The sequence below is a fragment of the Pseudomonas lini genome (genome assembly GCF_030812475.1).
Classification (GTDB): Bacteria; Pseudomonadota; Gammaproteobacteria; order Pseudomonadales; family Pseudomonadaceae; genus Aquipseudomonas; species Aquipseudomonas lini_A.
Genome location: NZ_JAUSSR010000013.1, coordinates 208,255 through 223,679 on the forward strand (window position 1 = coordinate 208,255; position 15,425 = coordinate 223,679).

Consider the following 15,425-nt stretch of genomic DNA (forward strand, 5'->3'; position numbering starts at 1 on the left):
AGACACGCTGCGTCTATCTGTGTCGCTTTGTCAGTCCGTCATTCTAACTCACCGTTGGTATGTAACGAATATTATGTATAGCTTGAACTACGTCAGCTTAACTAAATTTGTTTTCAGCGAGTATCGCTTTAGATTCAAAATTAACATTATAATTAGGATGTCAATTAATAAGAATTGCCCTGTTCCTGAAGTAAATAAGTTGACAACGAAGGCAAGGGGAAGAAAGCCAGTTATCAATAGATAAAGTGGGAGAAGCGATACGTTTCCATTGCGTACACTTCTAACCACGCTACCTGACAAATAACCGATGACGATGCAGGCAATTACTCCGCCGTATAAGCCGAAGTCATATAAAATAGGGCCGAACAACGTTGTATATACTCCTGGTCGGAGGACTCCTGAACTGATCAAGTCCTCGGTGCTACCAGCGCCAAATATCGACATGGCTATTTTTGCAGGAATATAAAACGTCTGAACGCCAAAAGTTTGGATTTCTGTTACATTCGCGGCGATATAAAAAAACTCATAAAGTCCATGCAAAAGATATTGGCAGAAATGAGTAAATGCAAAGAGAAATCCACCGACTCCAGCTACACCAGATGTGTAGAGTTCAGTTATAACGCCGTTACTCGCCGGGGCAAATCTAGCATATGCGGATAGATGCATAGAGCTTATTGGGTCAAGCCCCATCTGCGATGTGCGTATCCAAAAAATATAACCGGCAAGCCAAACTAGTCCGATCAGTCCGAGAGTAGATAGGAATAAGCCACGTATGCTGACTTTCAACATGCCGAGCGTAGCAAGTGATGCTATGAGCAATCCCACGTATATCACGAGCGTACTGCGTGATCCCATAAGAAGCAAATCGAATAGAGGATAACAAATTGAGATGAAAAGCATGAAATAATGAACGCGTTTACGTTCACCATTTTTTCTGAGAAGTAAGACAAAGAATGGTAAGAACATTGATAAAGGGGCTAGGATTGAGCTGGCAAATGCGACTCCGCCATTTCCACCTTGCGCAAAAAGCTCACGATTTAAAGTGAAATCGCTCGTAATAGCGCCTCCAGCTCGGAGAAATGTCCGTTCAAAAATTCGTAGTGATAAGCCTGCTAGGCTCAACACTGTCATTATTTTTAAGAATCGGGATAATCGAAAAGTATCAAATTGAATTGTTCGGTTTAGCGATTGCCAGCGACGGGCACCAAAAATCATTCCGCCACAAAGCGCTAAAAGGAACACGACAGAAATAACTAATACCTCGAAATTACCAGGAAAGACAAAATCGATCGGCGCCATTACAAATAAAATAAGATAAGATAGTGCTGATAAAAGCACGGCTTGAAGTGGGTTGTAAAATTTTAAGTTTGCCGAAATTGATTGCATTTATTTGGTTTCATAGGGTGGTTATTATAGATAGGCCAATTACGGCGACCGCCGCCGTAATGCGAAAAATCGATAGCTTTATACCAGAAAGTTCTAGGAAGTACACTTGGTAGCAAATGGTTGTCACAAATCCTAAAAGCCAGGCACATGTAAGGGCAAGCGTAGTTTCAACACTTATAGCTAGCAACGTTGCAGCGAACAGTCCAAATGAGACCAACCCAACCATGGCGGCTCTTGCTTGGGTCAATGTTTCACCTTCACGATATAAGCATCCTTCTAAAGACGCTGTCGTGGACCACAAAACCATTGCTGCCGCCATTAACCAAACTAAATGATATTGCTCTGGGTTTGGTAGGGGGATACCAGTGTCTTCGCCAACTCCCATAGTAAGCGCAAACGCAATACAAGATGAAATTAAGGATACTAATGCTATAGTAAGTGCCAATTGACGATCACGTTTACTCCAATTAAGTTCACCAAATAGCTGTCGAAAGAATACCGTATTAATAAATTGGTGAGCAACAATTGCAATGGAGAGCCAGCGAAATATGATAGCAAATTCTGCGACCGAACTAGGTTCGGCAATAAACCCTAACAATCCGCGAGGTGCCGCCATAAACAACCCTACTAAAACGCCTCCTGTTACAAACTTTAATCCAGCCCTTAAATATGCTCTATAATTACGCCTTGGCCACCGCGAGATTGCCGGAAGCGGTATAAGTTTCACCAAGCCCGCACTAAGCACTAAGAAAAAGAAGAGCATTAAACCCATGTAACTTGTTACAAATCCACAACCTAGGTTTGCTAATAGCAAACTGCCCAGCAAGGTTATATAAAGTGAGCTTTCGACTAGTGATGCCCAAGCACCATAGCCTAGTCCTTTCAGTCGTGCGGACAACGCTAATTGCAATGATACTAACGCACACTGAAGGCAAACCGGGCCTATGAATGAATTATCCCAACTTACACCGAAAAGCGGAAGTAGTACTGAAAGAAGGACTAACCCCCAGCTCGTTTGTAAAACAAATACCGCTGCTGTTCGTGTATGTCTTTTAGCAGGGCCACCTAAACTTCCATAGGCAAGAACTGCATGAGCCCCAAAACCGATCATTGGGCCTAGCGCTGTGGATAGTGAGAGCCACCACTCAACTGTGCCGTATTGGACATCACCTAGTCGGGCTGCAGCCAACAGCGGGGCAATCAGCACTGCAGACTTGGCAAGTATAAATAAAAGTCCGTGGCGCGAGATGCGACTTAGCAACGCTGTCACTGTCCGGAGCCTATGCGCTTATTAACAACGTGTTCCACTAAACCGCGCACCTTTACTTTGGGATGGCGATTCAAGGCCTTCTGATAATCTAGAGATACCAAACGTAGGGGTTGATTGACGTAAAGCCCCGGGGTCTTCAATGATGCAGAGACACACGACATGGAGCCAATGGTTATGGCATTTCCTACGTGTATTCCTGCGTTTATCACGCAAGAAGATCCTATATATACATTGCTTCCAATACGAACTTTACCATCAATACGAAATCGATCCAAACCATGAGGGGAATGTAAATAGCCATGTGTCCAGATCTGGCTGCCTTGACCTGCGATGGTCGTGTAATCATCTATCACTACACTGCGGGTGCAGTCAATAATATGTTTAGATGTTATTTTTGACCATGTACCAACTTTAAGCATCGAGCGTCCCCAGGTCACTCCTCGACGTGCTCTAGTGCTTTTGTTCTGATTTCCGATGCCTGCATTGTTACGAAGTATTGTCCAGAAGGGTCCAGTTAATTGGTTTAAGTGGCCTATATAGCTATCCTCGCACATAATTAATGCATCAATGATAATAAGATTTCCATGGCCAACTCGCGCTCGATCATCCAAACGAATTCGATTGGCATTCACCCAAGAAAATCCAATCCTACACCGCTGACCAATTTGCCAACCTAAGCAGCGCAGTAGCCAGTTTTTAGCTGTGCAAGGTGGAAGTAATAGGGATAATATGCTTGCCAAACGTCGCTTCAAACGCATGAGTGACCTACCTCAACTAAAGTCGCAGCTACTTTGGTAACATTGTCCCCATCTAAAACTGCTGGAAGATTCATAGGGTCTGAAATTTTGCCTGGGAACGTCGTTGCGTATAACAGACGTACAAGTGTTACACGCTGCATGTCGCTGGCTATCGGAAAGTTTCCCTGTTCTACTATTTTTGCAACTCCGGCTATTTGACCAGGAGAACACATCTGTGTACAGCCAGGACCATCGTTCACAATACCTGGACCTAATTGAACCAAAGGCTTTCCAGAAAGAAAGCATTCCACCGCTACCGTTCCGGTAACGGTACAGACTAAATCTGTCTCACTCATCACATCAGCCATGCTCATTTCTAATGGGACTGGATATACTTTTGGATGATTAGAAAGGACTTTTAGTAATTCTTTGCTTAATTCATATTTTGCTTTTGGATTTGCTTTGACGCGAAGGTGCCATCCTTCAGGCAAGGAATCGGCTAGTTCTGTGACTAATTTTGCTTGATTTTGATAGGTTTGGCCCCACACATCTATATTGGCTTCTGGTTGCATTTGCAGAGGATACAGCAAGACGCGACTTTTTAACAAAGTAGTAGGTCTTTTATTGGCTAATTGCTTCCACTCATTAATCCGCGAGCGGACTTGATTGTCGAGTATCCATTTACGCCACGGCGAAGGAGTATTAAAGCGCTCGCCGCGTAAGTAACCACGCATAATAGCAAGTTTATTTCCAAAGGTGCCTGGCCTAGAAAGTGTCCGAGAGGGATCCTTCAATGCTAATGGCTGCATGTAGTCTGGAATACGCTCGCGCTTACGTATAGCTTCGGCAAGCTTAAGACAATCCTCATCTGTTGGAATATTTGGATTTTTACCTACGGGGACTTTGGTATTCCCGGTGTACATGCTGTAACGGCCACCCGGATAACCAGGCATTGATGGATGCAGAAATGGGCGTGAATGGCGTTGACACCAAGCAATGACCATTAACTCATGGAACAAAGTACTTTCACCTATTATCAGGTCTGGTAGCTCTGAGTCTAGCCATTTATCGATCTCTTGCTGATAATATTTGTAATGCCGGTCGTTTCCTCCAAAATAGTTAATGTTGCGATCAGCACGACGTACGAATTCCAGTTCTGACGACTGTATCGTCGATTTCTGAGCAGAATTTGGAAACGGAATTACATACGAACGACCAGTGTTAGGTACAAATAATGGATTTTGTACAACCCAGATCACTTCGTGACCTAATCGGAGCATTTCGGTTGCCACAGCGTCCCAAAAATACGTTTTATACCTATTTTCTATAAATGCAATTTTCATTGGCTATATGTTGCCTTGCGTTCAATGGTTCGCGTTCCAGCACCTACAATGATAGCCCCTGCGGGGACATCCTTACTTACTACAACCCCGGCGCCAATAATTGCATTTGCTCCAATGCGGACTCCGCCAAGCACGATTACATGTGCGCCCAGCCAGACACCATCCTCAATAAAGATTGGTTTTGCTATGTGCTTATATGGTAGGCCGCTGTTGAGATCAAGAGATGCGGTTTCGATATGAACGCCTTGTGATAGTCTAACTCCGCTACCAATGCAAATTAAAGCCTTTGCTCCCAGTACACAGTCTGGGTTTATCATAATTGGACCTGATATGTGTATGTTGCTTGGGTATTTGTACACCGTCCTCCAATGACAACTGCTGCCCGCAGGCACGGATATTATTGCCCTTACTCGAGCGAAGCTCCATGCGCGACCAAGCATATCCATCAACCACAATATGCAACGAATGATTCTGCGTATAACTTGAAAGGTGAAAAATTTCTCGGCGATGTTACGAGCTTTACTTTTCATGATTTTATAAATAATCTGTTGATGTATTGGTCTGGTTTAAGATTGTCATTTCGTGTGCGGGGGAGGGGGTTGTATGTATATATACCTATTGGGTGCAAAGAATACTGAGCTTGAAATAAAAGTCTTCTATTCTTTGAAGGTAGCTGACCCTTATGTAGCCCAAATGTATTCTCAAGAAACGAAGTACCCTTCGCTCCTGTGAATATTTTAATGCCTTCGGAGCCGAATGTTGATATTACCTCGTGATCTTCGTAGCGTCGAATCTTTCGAAATCCATCATGACGTTGGCTTCCTGGTACAAAGTTGTGAGGGCCGCAATTTTCATCAACATCCGTGAGGTATATAAATAACTTGATGAAATGTAGATCATCTACATCTCTATGGAAGTTTTCGGCCTGTTGTGGAGTGTCATGGCCAGGATAGGACCACCAGATAGCCAAACTCGACAAGGTTGGTTTGGCCCCGAGAGCTTGACCAACTATTGACAACACCCTAGGATCATTTGCCCAACTAAGTGCATGGGGGCAATTTAGTACATCTATATCGTCATAAAGTGCTGTATGACAGTCATTGGGCGGGACGTCAGCATTAAAATGACCTGCTTTAGGTTTCCATCGATCATATACATTTTTGTCTGAAAGATGACCGAGGATGTCTTCAATTTGGTTCTGTTGAACCAAATCACTCAACATAACGTACCCATGCTGTTCTAGATTATTAACTTCATCGGTATAGCCAGTGCTGATTTCTTTGGGTAGTGCAGGAAGCATGTTCGTTGCCAGTTTGGCTAGCTTTTTCCTCGTAGATGGCCTCATTACTTGTCGCTGTAGGTGGAAAGCGAGATTTTTTGGAGGATAAAATCTAGAAATGATTTTTTCGAGTACACTCATCGCATTAAACCTATTAAAATTAAAGCTCGGGGAAGTAGGCCATCGAAGTAATATCGTTATTGTAAAATTTAATAAAGTGGTTTTACTACAGGCAGTCGCTCATGTTTACTGGCTTGTTACGTTTTATATCTGTGCGTGTTCGTTTGCCAATAATACTTTCAAGGTACTTTGGCTCAAGGCCAAACCCGGGTCTTACACTGCGCACTGCGTCCGTAGTTATTGTTTCACCGGCTTTTAAATCCTTAACAAAGTAAAGTGAGCGGCGGAACTTAGCATTAGCTTGTTCGCTTGATTTTCGTCCATAATCTATTTTGCCCAATGCAGCCCAAGCTGTTCTGCTGTCCCGGCATAATGCTGCCAATTCTGCAGGCTCTAGCGAAAAGCTGTCATCCGGGCCACCACCACTGCGGTCGAGGGTGAAGTGTTTCTCAATAATGGAGGCGCCGAGAACTACGCTAGCGATGGCCGTAGTATTGTCCAAGGTATGGTCGGACAAGCCTGTAATTAATCCAAATCGATCCATCATATCGGGGATAATACGCAGGTTATAGTCTTCGGAGGGCGCAGGGTAGCCGCTGACACAATGGAGAATGGCCAGTTCCTTGCAGCCACCTTCACGTGCAGCGTCAATGGCCTCCTGAATTTCTTCAGCGTCTGCCATGCCGGTGGAAATGATCATCGGTTTACCGGTGCTGGCAACGTATTTTATCAGCGGAAGATCAACAGCTTCGAAAGAGGCGATTTTGTATGCTGGAGCGTTGAGGCTCTCTAGCAAGTCCACGGCTGTATTATCAAACGGCGAACTAAAAATGGTAATACCGAGTTTGCGCGCATGTTGAAATAGCGGTGCATGCCAATCCCATGGCATATGTGCTTCTTTATAAAGCTGGTAGAGGGTCTTGCCATCCCACAAACCTCCATGAATTTGGAATTCCTCCGAATCGCAGTCAAGAGTGATAGTGTCAGCGGTATAGGTCTGTAGCTTAATGGCGTCAGCTCCAGCCTTTTTCGCTTCTTCGATAATCTTCAATGCGGTTTCGAGCTTGCCGTTATGATTGGCAGAGAGTTCGGCGATAATGTAAGGGGCTTGGTTCGCACCAATTTCTCTTCCTGCAATTGAAATAATCGGTTTCATGCATTACCCCTTAGTAAATTTTTGGATTTTATCAAACATGTTGGTGCGGTGTTCTGCCCATTCGCGTGAGAGCAGTCCAAGTCTGTAAATGTCGACGAACGCATCATCAAGTTTATGGTGCTCGCGAAGAATGCCTTCAATCTGAAATCCAAATTTCTGGTGCATCTTTATAACGGGTGAGTTGAACGCGAGAACTTCGCAATGAAGTTTATTTAGATTAATTTGTTCAAAGGCGTATTCTAACGCTAAAAATTCCATCCTACTCCCAGTTCCTTTTGGGGCGTCTGGAGAAGCGTAGAATGCCCATGATGAGTTTCTGCTCTCGCCGTCTATCCCCATGAAGCCGATAATACCAAGGGGAGTTTCAGCCATTTCGTACATGAAGTATTTCTGATCTGTACGTTGCTGAACGCGTGACCACCATGCCAAGTGTTCTTCAGCGCTGATTTCGTGACGAGTGTACATGTTGGCACGAACATTTGGAGCGTTGCGCCAAGACCGCATTAATTCGAGTTCTTCCGGCTCTATGTTTCGAAGTTTTCCAAATGATTGCATTTTTCTTTCCCTAATTGCCGATCAGCTTTCGAGTTTGCTAACCACGAGTTGACACCCCGTACCGTCAGTGATGCGATTAGCCTTAACGCTTAATGCTTTCAACAGCTTTTTTTCGAGATTAATTTTTTCAATTATTCTTTGTAATTCTGAAGCGAGGTCCACGCCAATACTCAAGCTCAATACCGCTTGGGCTTGTTCGAGTAAAATTGCAGCAGTCTTCTGGTTTTCCGCCAGGACGACCATAATTGTGGGCAGGCCTAGGCAGCATCGTTCCCAGGATGTACTTCCTGCAGCACCAATCGCTATATCGCTATCGGCCATCAGTTGAGCCATATCTCTGACATCCACCAAAACTTCAATTGGCCATGGCATCTGCAAAGCTTCTTGGCGAACTTCTTTAAGCCAAGGCGCATTGGCGCCCATGACCACAGTGATGCGGCATTCGGTAGGCAGTTCACTCGCTTTCAGCGCCCGTAGTATTTGTCCTGTTGCATTATCTTTGTCGACTCCACCCATTGTGATAAGCAGGTGTTCTAGCTGGTGGTTTGCACGCCGCTTTAGGCTATATGGACGCAGGGTGGAGAATTCGGGGCGCAATAAGGCGTATTGCGAACCACAAAGAACGGTACAGCCGGAGGGTACCCATTGCTGGTAAGCCTGTGGGCTGCGACCGAACGTTTGATCCAGGAGTAGATCGCTAATGTGCGGTCGATCGGCCAGATCGTCAATCACCATCAGCTTGCGGTAGTGGCATTGGAGAGCTGTTTCCCATTCTGCATCTAACCCGTAGTGGTCAACGACCAACCAGTCGGGCTGCATTTCCTCGACGACTTTTGTACATTCTGCGGCGTCTTGCTTTTGCGTAGCACCTAGCCAGGCGGCATGAGCCAAAGACCGGTTGGTTGGCTCCTTATGCCCTATAGGCAAATTCGTTTGTTCAAATGATGCATACGGTAAGGTATAAACGCGATAGCCTTTATGCTTAATATGCTCGATCAAGTTGCCTACATGTTCGCGGCAAATAAAAGTGCATTCGGCACCGTTGGCCGTTAAGGCATCCGCCAGAGTAAGGCAGCGCATCACATGGCCTGTTCCAATTTGCAATGAGGCGTCTGCTCGGAAAATCACTTTCATTTCTGAAGTCATTAGTTTGTCTGGGCTCGCATGGCCTTGAACATCCATTCGGCACGCAGCCAGTCCTCAGGAGTATCGATATCCTGCACCCGATGGCGTTCAAGCCTGACAGCCGCAGAATCTGGACTGAAAATCATCTTGTTACTCACCCATGCATCGGTCTGGCCCCAATAAAATTGGCCAGCATCATGCCAAGCCTCTTCAAGATCCTGCGAGCGAGTATTGAAGTGTTCCGAACTGAACATTTCGACTCGGCTTGTCGCGTCGACACGAATGGCTCGCTGGATAGGGAAAGCGTAACTAGTAACAGAAAAGGCATAGAAGCAACCTGTTTCGGTGAGCGTGTCGAGACCGCGACGGATATCCTCAGGCCTGACGAAGGGTGCAGTAGCATACAAGCAGCAGACCTGATCGATTTGATGTCCTTCGCGTTGCAACCATTTGATAGCATGGCTAATTACCGGGATAGTGCCGGTATGATCATCCGATAGCTCATTCGGGCGCATGAAAGGTACGACGGCGCCGTACTGGCGTGCCACTTCTGAAATTTCAACATCGTCGGTGGACACGATTATCCGATCAAAGCAGGCGCTTTGCAGCGCAGCTTCGATGGACCAAGCGATCATTGGCTTGCCGCAGAACTGCTTAATATTTTTGCGCGGTATGCGCTTACTGCCACCACGAGCGGGTATTACACAAATCTTCATGGTCGGCTGTTCTTCGGCTTTATCACTAGATTGGGTGAGCTACCAAATACTAAGGAGTTGGCGGGGATATCGGTATCTTTTATATAGGTGTTTGCGGAAACCACTACATTATCGCCGATCTTACAGCGTCCTAAGATTTTTGCTCCCGAGAACATTTGTACATTTTCACCAATTTCTGGGAAAAAACCTTTATTGTTACCCACAGTGCAAAGTTGGGCGAAAGTAAAGTTGTTTCCGTATGTTGCCCGCCCCATCACACTACCTACTGGGTGATCCAAATGGAAGGCTTCGGGCATGCTTATCTCGTAGTATAGATCTAACCCATTAAGGGTTTTATTCAGGTAGTAAATTTTATCAGCCAACTCTCGGTGCTTTGGATTGTCTAGAAATACTTGGCGGGATAACAAGTATAGGAAGATGCAGTACTGCCCAGAGTGGTAAATCGAAAAAAATATTTCTTCATCTTTTCTGTAGTATTTGTTGGTTGACTGACGGAAACATCTTTCAGTCTTGGCCAAAGTTGTGGTTAACGACCTTGTTAGAATCTCGTCTTCAGGGTCAGTTAAAATAAATAAATTATGGAGCTGGTGACGGATGAGTTTATTTAGTGTTTCATGTGATGGAGAGACAATCATCTAATTCTCCTAGAGCATTGTGCAATGCTTCGACCACTTGATTTTGCAGCGATTCTGTCATGGTAGGATACATAGGGATGCTGATAGCCTCCCTGTAGTAACGCTCTGCTTCAGGGAACTGACCTGCCTTAAAGCCCATTTTCTCGTAATATGGTTGAGTGTGCACCGGGATGTAGTGCAGGTTGACCAAAATTCCTTGCTCGCGTAGCGCTTCAAATACTTCGCGATGGCTTTTGCGGATTTTGTCAAGTTGCAGACGGACCACATATAAATGCAAACCGGAGTAGCTGTCCGGGTGCTGCCAGGGTGTAGTAATCGGCAGATCTGACAAAAGATCGTCATATCGCTGGGCTAATTCATGGCGACGTGCAACGTATTGCTCCAAGCGCGTTACCTGGCTTGCGCCCAGTGCGCCTTGAAGGTCAGTCATGCGGTAGTTGTAGCCAAGATCGACTTGCTGGTAGTACCAAGGGCCTTCCAATTCCTTGGTCATCAGCGCGGGATCGCGGGTAATGCCATGACTGCGCAACAGGTCCATACGCTGGGCCAAAGCAGCGTCATTGGTCAGCGCCATGCCACCTTCAGCAGTGGTAATGATTTTTACCGGGTGGAAGCTGAAGACAGTGATGTCGCTGTAGCGGCAGTTACCGATTGGCTCGCCTTTGTATTTACCACCAATGGCATGGGAAGCGTCTTCGATGATCTTGAAGCCGTATCGCTGAGCTAGAGCATGAATTGCCAGCATGTCGCAAGGCTGGCCACACAGATGCACAGGCACCACTATTTTGGGTAGCTTGCCTTCGCGTTCTGCCTGCTCGAGTTTACGCTCCAGCGACTTTGGGCAAAGGTTGTAGGTACGTGGGTCGATATCAACGAAGTCGATCTGAGCGCCGCAATATAGCCCGCAGTTAGCCGACGCTACGAATGTGACCGGAGTCGTCCACAGCCAATCTCCTGCGCCGAGACCCAGGGCCAGGCAAGCAATATGCAGCGCTGAGGTAGCACTGTTAACGGCAAGCGCATGCTGTGCACCAACGTGGCTGAGCACTGCCTGCTCAAAGCGCGGCACCATCGGACCTTGAGTGAGATGAGGTGACTGTAATACTTCCAGAACGGCATCGATGTCCGATTGAGTGATGTCCTGGCGACCGTACGGGATCATGGATTAGATGCTCCCGATGTTTTCGTAGTTACGGTCGATCCAAGTTGCCAGCATTTCATCACTCATCCATTCGCTGTTGTTGTCGCTCGCGTAGACGAAACCTTCAGGCACTTTTTGGCCATCTTTGATGCGTTTAGCGCAAGTAGCCCAACCGTTGATGGTCGGCAGAATTTTGAAGTGTTCTGGATATTCGTATGTGTAATAGGCGTCTTCTGCGCTGATCATTTGCTCATGGAGCTTCTCGCCTGGACGAATGCCGACCACTTCCTGTTGTGCCTCAGGTGCAACCACGCGAGCTAGGTCTGTAACCTTCATCGACGGGATTTTTTTAACGTAAATTTCGCCGCCTTCCATATCTTCAAAGGCATGCCAAACCAGCTCCACGCCTTCTTCGAGAGAGATCATGAAGCGGGTCATGCGGTCATCGGTGATAGGCAACACGCCCTTGTCCTTGATCGACATGAAGAACGGAATTACCGAGCCACGCGAGCCCATGACGTTGCCATAGCGTACTACGGAAAAACGAGTGTCATGGCCACCAGCATAGGAGTTGCCGGCAACGAACAGTTTGTCCGATGCCAGCTTCGTCGCCCCATACAGGTTGATAGGGCTGCTCGCTTTGTCGGTAGAAAGTGCAACCACACCTTTGACGCCTTTGTCGATGCACGCGTCAATCAAGTTCATGGCGCCATTAATGTTGGTTTTTACACATTCGAATGGGTTGTATTCAGCGGTCGGAACAATCTTGGTCGCGGCAGCATGAACGACATAATCGACACCATCCAGTGCTCGGTACAGACGATCCTTGTCGCGTACGTCACCGATGAAGAAGCGCACGCGGGAGTCGCCCTCGAACTTCTTCGCCATATCCCACTGCTTCATCTCGTCACGGGAGAAGATAATAATCTTCTTCGGATTGTATTTGGCCAGAGTCATCGGTACGAAAGTGTTGCCGAAAGAGCCGGTGCCGCCAGTGATGAGGATGGTTTTGTTGGTGAACATTCAACTAGTTCCTTGGTTGAGTCAGTTTTATTTAGAAATTAAAACAGGTGTATTGGGTGAGTGCGAGGACCGAACGGTTTGCGTCAGGTTTTGGATCACTGTGCAATGGTACGCAAGAAGCGGACTAAGCAAATTGGTATAAAATGTTCATGATAAAGCGTGTTGCCGAAGTTTGTGAGCTTCCAAAGAGTCCTAGAAAGGAATTAGTAAATATCTTTGGATAGTAGCGTAAACGGTGTTTTGATTAGAATTTTGATATCCAGCCAGAGTGACCAGTTATTGATATATGCGAGATCCAGTTCTACACGTTTTTCCATTTTGTCGATGGTTTCCGTCTCACCCCGGTAACCGCTGATCTGTGCCAGGCCGGTAATACCAGGTTTAATTCGATGTCGAGCCATATAGGCATCGATTTTACCAGTGTAGTAATCGTTGTGGGCCACGGCGTGGGGACGTGGGCCCACTAGCGACATGCGACCTTGCAGGGCATTGAACAGCTGTGGCAATTCGTCGATAGAGGTGCGGCGTATGAACTGACCAACGCGGGTGATGCGGGGGTCGTCACGACTGGCCTGTTTCACTTCTTGGTCATCGTGTATGCGCATGGACCGAAATTTCCACACCTTAATGATTTTGCCGTTCCAGCCGTGGCGTTTTTGCTTGAATAGAACGGGACCAGGTGATGACAGCTTTACTGCGATGGCGGTGCCAAGGAGTACTGGACTGAGCAGAATGATGGCGATCAGTGCGACTGTACGATCCAGCACGGCTTTAGAGAGAGCCGCGGTAGGGTAGGAGGTTAACGGACTCTCATTGAGGTGGATCGCAGGAAGTCCTTCGATTTCCGATACCGAGTGGTTGAGCAGGATTAGACTCCGAAGGTCGGGAATCCAAATCACGTCGACACTGGAGTCCAGCAAATCGATATAGAGTTCTTCGATCTTTTCGGCTTCGGTCAGTGGCAATGCTATGTAAAGCCGGCGAATGCGATGGGTAGCGATCAGATCGCGTAAGTGGGCAAGACTGCCCAGGATGGGGTACATGCTGTCGCTTGGTAATGGCAGATCGTCCGCCGCAACAAGGCCTATCAATGGTTCTTTTTTTTCTAGGGTTAGTTTATCCGCGAGATCGAGGGCCAGCTCGCCCGTGCCGACGATCAGCGAGGTGCGAGCAGCCTGAAGTTTATGTTGGTAGCGTCTGGCGAGGTTATGCAGTGGTAGATACAGGCAGGCTTGCGCTGCGAAACCAGCGAAGATCCACGTCAGGATCACTTCGCGAGAGAACATCTCGCTGGTCTTGGTGATGAAGGCTATGACCATAAGTCCTGAGAGCAACACTAGCCATCCGGCAAGCAGACGGCCAAGTCCGACCACGTAACCATGATACTTGTGGTAGACCTGCATCATGGAATAAGCCGGTACCGAGCCAAGCAGCATGAACGCGCTCAGCATGCGGTATTGGGTATCGACTTCCCCTGTTTTCATCACTGCCAATGCGCAAAGCAGCAGGATGAGAATGGAGGTTGCCGCAAGCCATTGGGCCCAGAAAGTGAGGCTGCGGCCAGCTGGCATCGTGGTGCTACGCTTGCGAATCAAGATAAGGTCCCTCGCGTTGGAATGGACATAGCCTTCCAGGCTTTGCCCGCAGTGGGAGGCATTAAATCCGTATAGCTGGAGTTACTGATTAGGCCTGAGGCACAAACCGGTCGTTGCCGAGGTGTTCACCGTATCCATAGCTGGAGGATGCCCTTGCCTTGGCCAATATCATGGTTTTGGGCACGCTACCGCCCCAGGATTCACCGTTGGTTTCCTGAGAACGTGCGCCGTGGATGCGACCTGAGCCGTATGCACAAGCGTTGGCAATTTTTAAGGAGAAAGTAAATCAGGCAGGGCCGAGTCTTTGCTCGGTTAGTGGCGCGCAGAGGAGATAAGTCTTTCCTTGACTGCTGCACAGCGCGAGGTCTGTGCAATGGCATCCTGCCGAAATGAGTTTTTTTCTCAGCCGACGACGCATTTTACTGATTTGGTAGGAAAAGTGAAGGCAAATACAGTCTTTATAGAAAGATCCTACATCCAAGACTGTATGTTTTGAGCAGTGGGTCACGGATTTAGTGAGAGGAATGACTGGGGAGTCTGGGGTTTTTTATTGGTGTTCGAGGTTTCTAGCGGTACAGACCTGGTTTTTTGCTTGAGGTGATTAACTGTGGTGGCAGTTTGCTATGGCACGTACACTAATAGTTAGCTGAAGTGGCTGGGGCGAGGCGCTTAGGCAGATCATTTTTTTGGAGGGAGCGGGAGATGTGGCGTAAGGTCGATCGCTATCGCGACCATGCTCGGCTCCTACAGATGGGGAGGGTGTGGTGGCGAGGCGGATAGTGACGAGGATGGTTGATGGGGATTGGTTGTTTTTGCTTTAGAGGTCGGGACGTGGGATTAGAATTTTTCAACGGCGCTGATCGGGATGCTGAGCGTGTGTTCGCGGTGCAATAGGTTTAGGAGGATTACGATGCGCTCGGCGCCGTCGCGGGAGAGGAAGATGGCCTCGAGTTCTTTGTAGCTGCCGCTGTTGATTCGCACGCGGTCTCCACGTTCAAGCTTTCCGGGTTCTGGCGGTTTTTCGTTGAGTCGTTGTTTAAGTTGGTCGATGAGTTCGTCTGCTACAGCAATAGGCTGTTTGCCGAACGTCACTAATTGGTTCACTCCTCGGGTTGAGCGGATGGGGTGCCAATTATCATTAAGTTGATCGAGCTGGATGAACAAGTAGCCAGGGAACAACGACTCCACCGAATTAACGCGACGGCCGCGCTGGATGCGTTCGACGTAATGGGCAGGGCGGTAGCACTTGAAGGCTTGGCGCGTCAGGTTTTCCTCGGCGCGAGAGTCTTGTCGTGGTTTGCACTGGATCAGGTACCAGCGGGGTGGCGGGTGCTGGGGGAACAT

General features: G+C 47.4%; 15 protein-coding genes. All 15 read right to left on the reverse strand.

The features are described from left to right. Window positions 1-87 precede the first annotated feature (87 nt). The 15 genes from J2W17_RS23975 to rfaH all read right to left on the reverse strand — a co-directional run bounded on the left by J2W17_RS23975 (window position 88) and on the right by rfaH (window position 15,425). Entirely contained in the window at window positions 88-1,386 is a 1,299-nt protein-coding gene (locus J2W17_RS23975) for a hypothetical protein (protein ID WP_307340376.1), read from the reverse strand. A gap of 10 nt (window positions 1,387-1,396) precedes the next feature. Beyond that, the gene (locus J2W17_RS23980) at window positions 1,397-2,497 is read right to left on the reverse strand and encodes a hypothetical protein (protein ID WP_307340379.1); all 1,101 of its coding nucleotides are present in this window, start codon (window positions 2,495-2,497) and stop codon (window positions 1,397-1,399) included. A gap of 155 nt (window positions 2,498-2,652) precedes the next feature. Beyond that, on the reverse strand, window positions 2,653-3,288 hold the full coding sequence (locus tag J2W17_RS23985) for an acyltransferase (RefSeq protein ID WP_307340382.1): 636 nt from the start codon (window positions 3,286-3,288) through the stop codon (window positions 2,653-2,655). Window positions 3,289-3,404: 116 nt separating this feature from the next. Continuing rightward, a complete protein-coding gene (locus J2W17_RS23990; protein WP_307340385.1) occupies window positions 3,405-4,736 on the reverse strand; it encodes a hypothetical protein in 1,332 nt (443 codons plus the stop codon). Continuing rightward, entirely contained in the window at window positions 4,733-5,266 is a 534-nt protein-coding gene (locus tag J2W17_RS31175) for an acyltransferase (protein ID WP_373460025.1), read from the reverse strand. The genes J2W17_RS23990 and J2W17_RS31175 overlap by 4 nt, the downstream gene beginning before the upstream one ends. Then, window positions 5,263-6,156, reverse strand: coding sequence for a phytanoyl-CoA dioxygenase family protein (locus J2W17_RS23995; protein WP_307340388.1), 894 nt, complete (start codon window positions 6,154-6,156; stop codon window positions 5,263-5,265). The genes J2W17_RS31175 and J2W17_RS23995 overlap by 4 nt, the downstream gene beginning before the upstream one ends. 85 nt (window positions 6,157-6,241) lie before the next feature. Further along, window positions 6,242-7,291, reverse strand: coding sequence for a pseudaminic acid synthase (gene pseI / locus J2W17_RS24000; protein WP_307340391.1), 1,050 nt, complete (start codon window positions 7,289-7,291; stop codon window positions 6,242-6,244). Window positions 7,292-7,294: 3 nt separating this feature from the next. Beyond that, window positions 7,295-7,846, reverse strand: coding sequence for a UDP-4-amino-4,6-dideoxy-N-acetyl-beta-L-altrosamine N-acetyltransferase (gene pseH / locus J2W17_RS24005; RefSeq protein WP_307340394.1), 552 nt, complete (start codon window positions 7,844-7,846; stop codon window positions 7,295-7,297). A gap of 21 nt (window positions 7,847-7,867) precedes the next feature. Further along, a complete protein-coding gene (gene pseG / locus J2W17_RS24010) occupies window positions 7,868-8,980 on the reverse strand; it encodes a UDP-2,4-diacetamido-2,4,6-trideoxy-beta-L-altropyranose hydrolase (RefSeq protein WP_307340397.1) in 1,113 nt (370 codons plus the stop codon). 11 nt (window positions 8,981-8,991) lie between these two features. Then, window positions 8,992-9,687: a pseudaminic acid cytidylyltransferase gene (gene pseF, locus J2W17_RS24015; RefSeq protein WP_307340401.1), complete on the reverse strand. Its 696-nt coding sequence runs from the start codon at window positions 9,685-9,687 to the stop codon at window positions 8,992-8,994. Next, the gene (locus tag J2W17_RS24020) at window positions 9,684-10,322 is read right to left on the reverse strand and encodes a hypothetical protein (protein ID WP_307340404.1); all 639 of its coding nucleotides are present in this window, start codon (window positions 10,320-10,322) and stop codon (window positions 9,684-9,686) included. The genes pseF and J2W17_RS24020 overlap by 4 nt, the downstream gene beginning before the upstream one ends. Then, entirely contained in the window at window positions 10,300-11,484 is a 1,185-nt protein-coding gene (gene pseC / locus J2W17_RS24025; RefSeq protein ID WP_307340407.1) for a UDP-4-amino-4,6-dideoxy-N-acetyl-beta-L-altrosamine transaminase, read from the reverse strand. Before pseC ends, J2W17_RS24020 begins: the two co-directional genes overlap by 23 nt. A gap of 3 nt (window positions 11,485-11,487) precedes the next feature. After that, complete coding sequence (gene pseB, locus J2W17_RS24030) at window positions 11,488-12,486, reverse strand: UDP-N-acetylglucosamine 4,6-dehydratase (inverting) (RefSeq protein WP_307340410.1); 999 nt, start codon at window positions 12,484-12,486, stop codon at window positions 11,488-11,490. 203 nt (window positions 12,487-12,689) lie between these two features. Continuing rightward, entirely contained in the window at window positions 12,690-14,081 is a 1,392-nt protein-coding gene (locus tag J2W17_RS24035) for an undecaprenyl-phosphate glucose phosphotransferase (RefSeq protein WP_373460026.1), read from the reverse strand. Window positions 14,082-14,918: 837 nt separating this feature from the next. Further along, on the reverse strand, window positions 14,919-15,425 hold the full coding sequence (rfaH, locus tag J2W17_RS24040; protein WP_307340413.1) for a transcription/translation regulatory transformer protein RfaH: 507 nt from the start codon (window positions 15,423-15,425) through the stop codon (window positions 14,919-14,921).

What these genes read in the sequence shown, in the direction of transcription:
- J2W17_RS23975 (WP_307340376.1), bottom strand. Translation starts at nt 1,386, where the DNA reads ATGCAATCAATTTCGGCAAACTTAAAATTTTACAACCCACTTCAAGCC.
- J2W17_RS23980 (WP_307340379.1), bottom strand. Translation starts at nt 2,497, where the DNA reads ATGATCGGTTTTGGGGCTCATGCAGTTCTTGCCTATGGAAGTTTAGGT.
- J2W17_RS23990 (WP_307340385.1), bottom strand. Translation starts at nt 4,736, where the DNA reads ATGAAAATTGCATTTATAGAAAATAGGTATAAAACGTATTTTTGGGAC.
- J2W17_RS31175 (WP_373460025.1), bottom strand. Translation starts at nt 5,266, where the DNA reads ATGAAAAGTAAAGCTCGTAACATCGCCGAGAAATTTTTCACCTTTCAA.
- J2W17_RS23995 (WP_307340388.1), bottom strand. Translation starts at nt 6,156, where the DNA reads ATGAGTGTACTCGAAAAAATCATTTCTAGATTTTATCCTCCAAAAAAT.
- pseI (WP_307340391.1), bottom strand. Translation starts at nt 7,291, where the DNA reads ATGAAACCGATTATTTCAATTGCAGGAAGAGAAATTGGTGCGAACCAA.
- pseH (WP_307340394.1), bottom strand. Translation starts at nt 7,846, where the DNA reads ATGCAATCATTTGGAAAACTTCGAAACATAGAGCCGGAAGAACTCGAA.
- pseG (WP_307340397.1), bottom strand. Translation starts at nt 8,980, where the DNA reads ATGAAAGTGATTTTCCGAGCAGACGCCTCATTGCAAATTGGAACAGGC.
- pseF (WP_307340401.1), bottom strand. Translation starts at nt 9,687, where the DNA reads ATGAAGATTTGTGTAATACCCGCTCGTGGTGGCAGTAAGCGCATACCG.
- J2W17_RS24020 (WP_307340404.1), bottom strand. Translation starts at nt 10,322, where the DNA reads ATGATTGTCTCTCCATCACATGAAACACTAAATAAACTCATCCGTCAC.
- pseC (WP_307340407.1), bottom strand. Translation starts at nt 11,484, where the DNA reads ATGATCCCGTACGGTCGCCAGGACATCACTCAATCGGACATCGATGCC.
- pseB (WP_307340410.1), bottom strand. Translation starts at nt 12,486, where the DNA reads ATGTTCACCAACAAAACCATCCTCATCACTGGCGGCACCGGCTCTTTC.
- rfaH (WP_307340413.1), bottom strand. Translation starts at nt 15,425, where the DNA reads ATGTTCCCCCAGCACCCGCCACCCCGCTGGTACCTGATCCAGTGCAAA.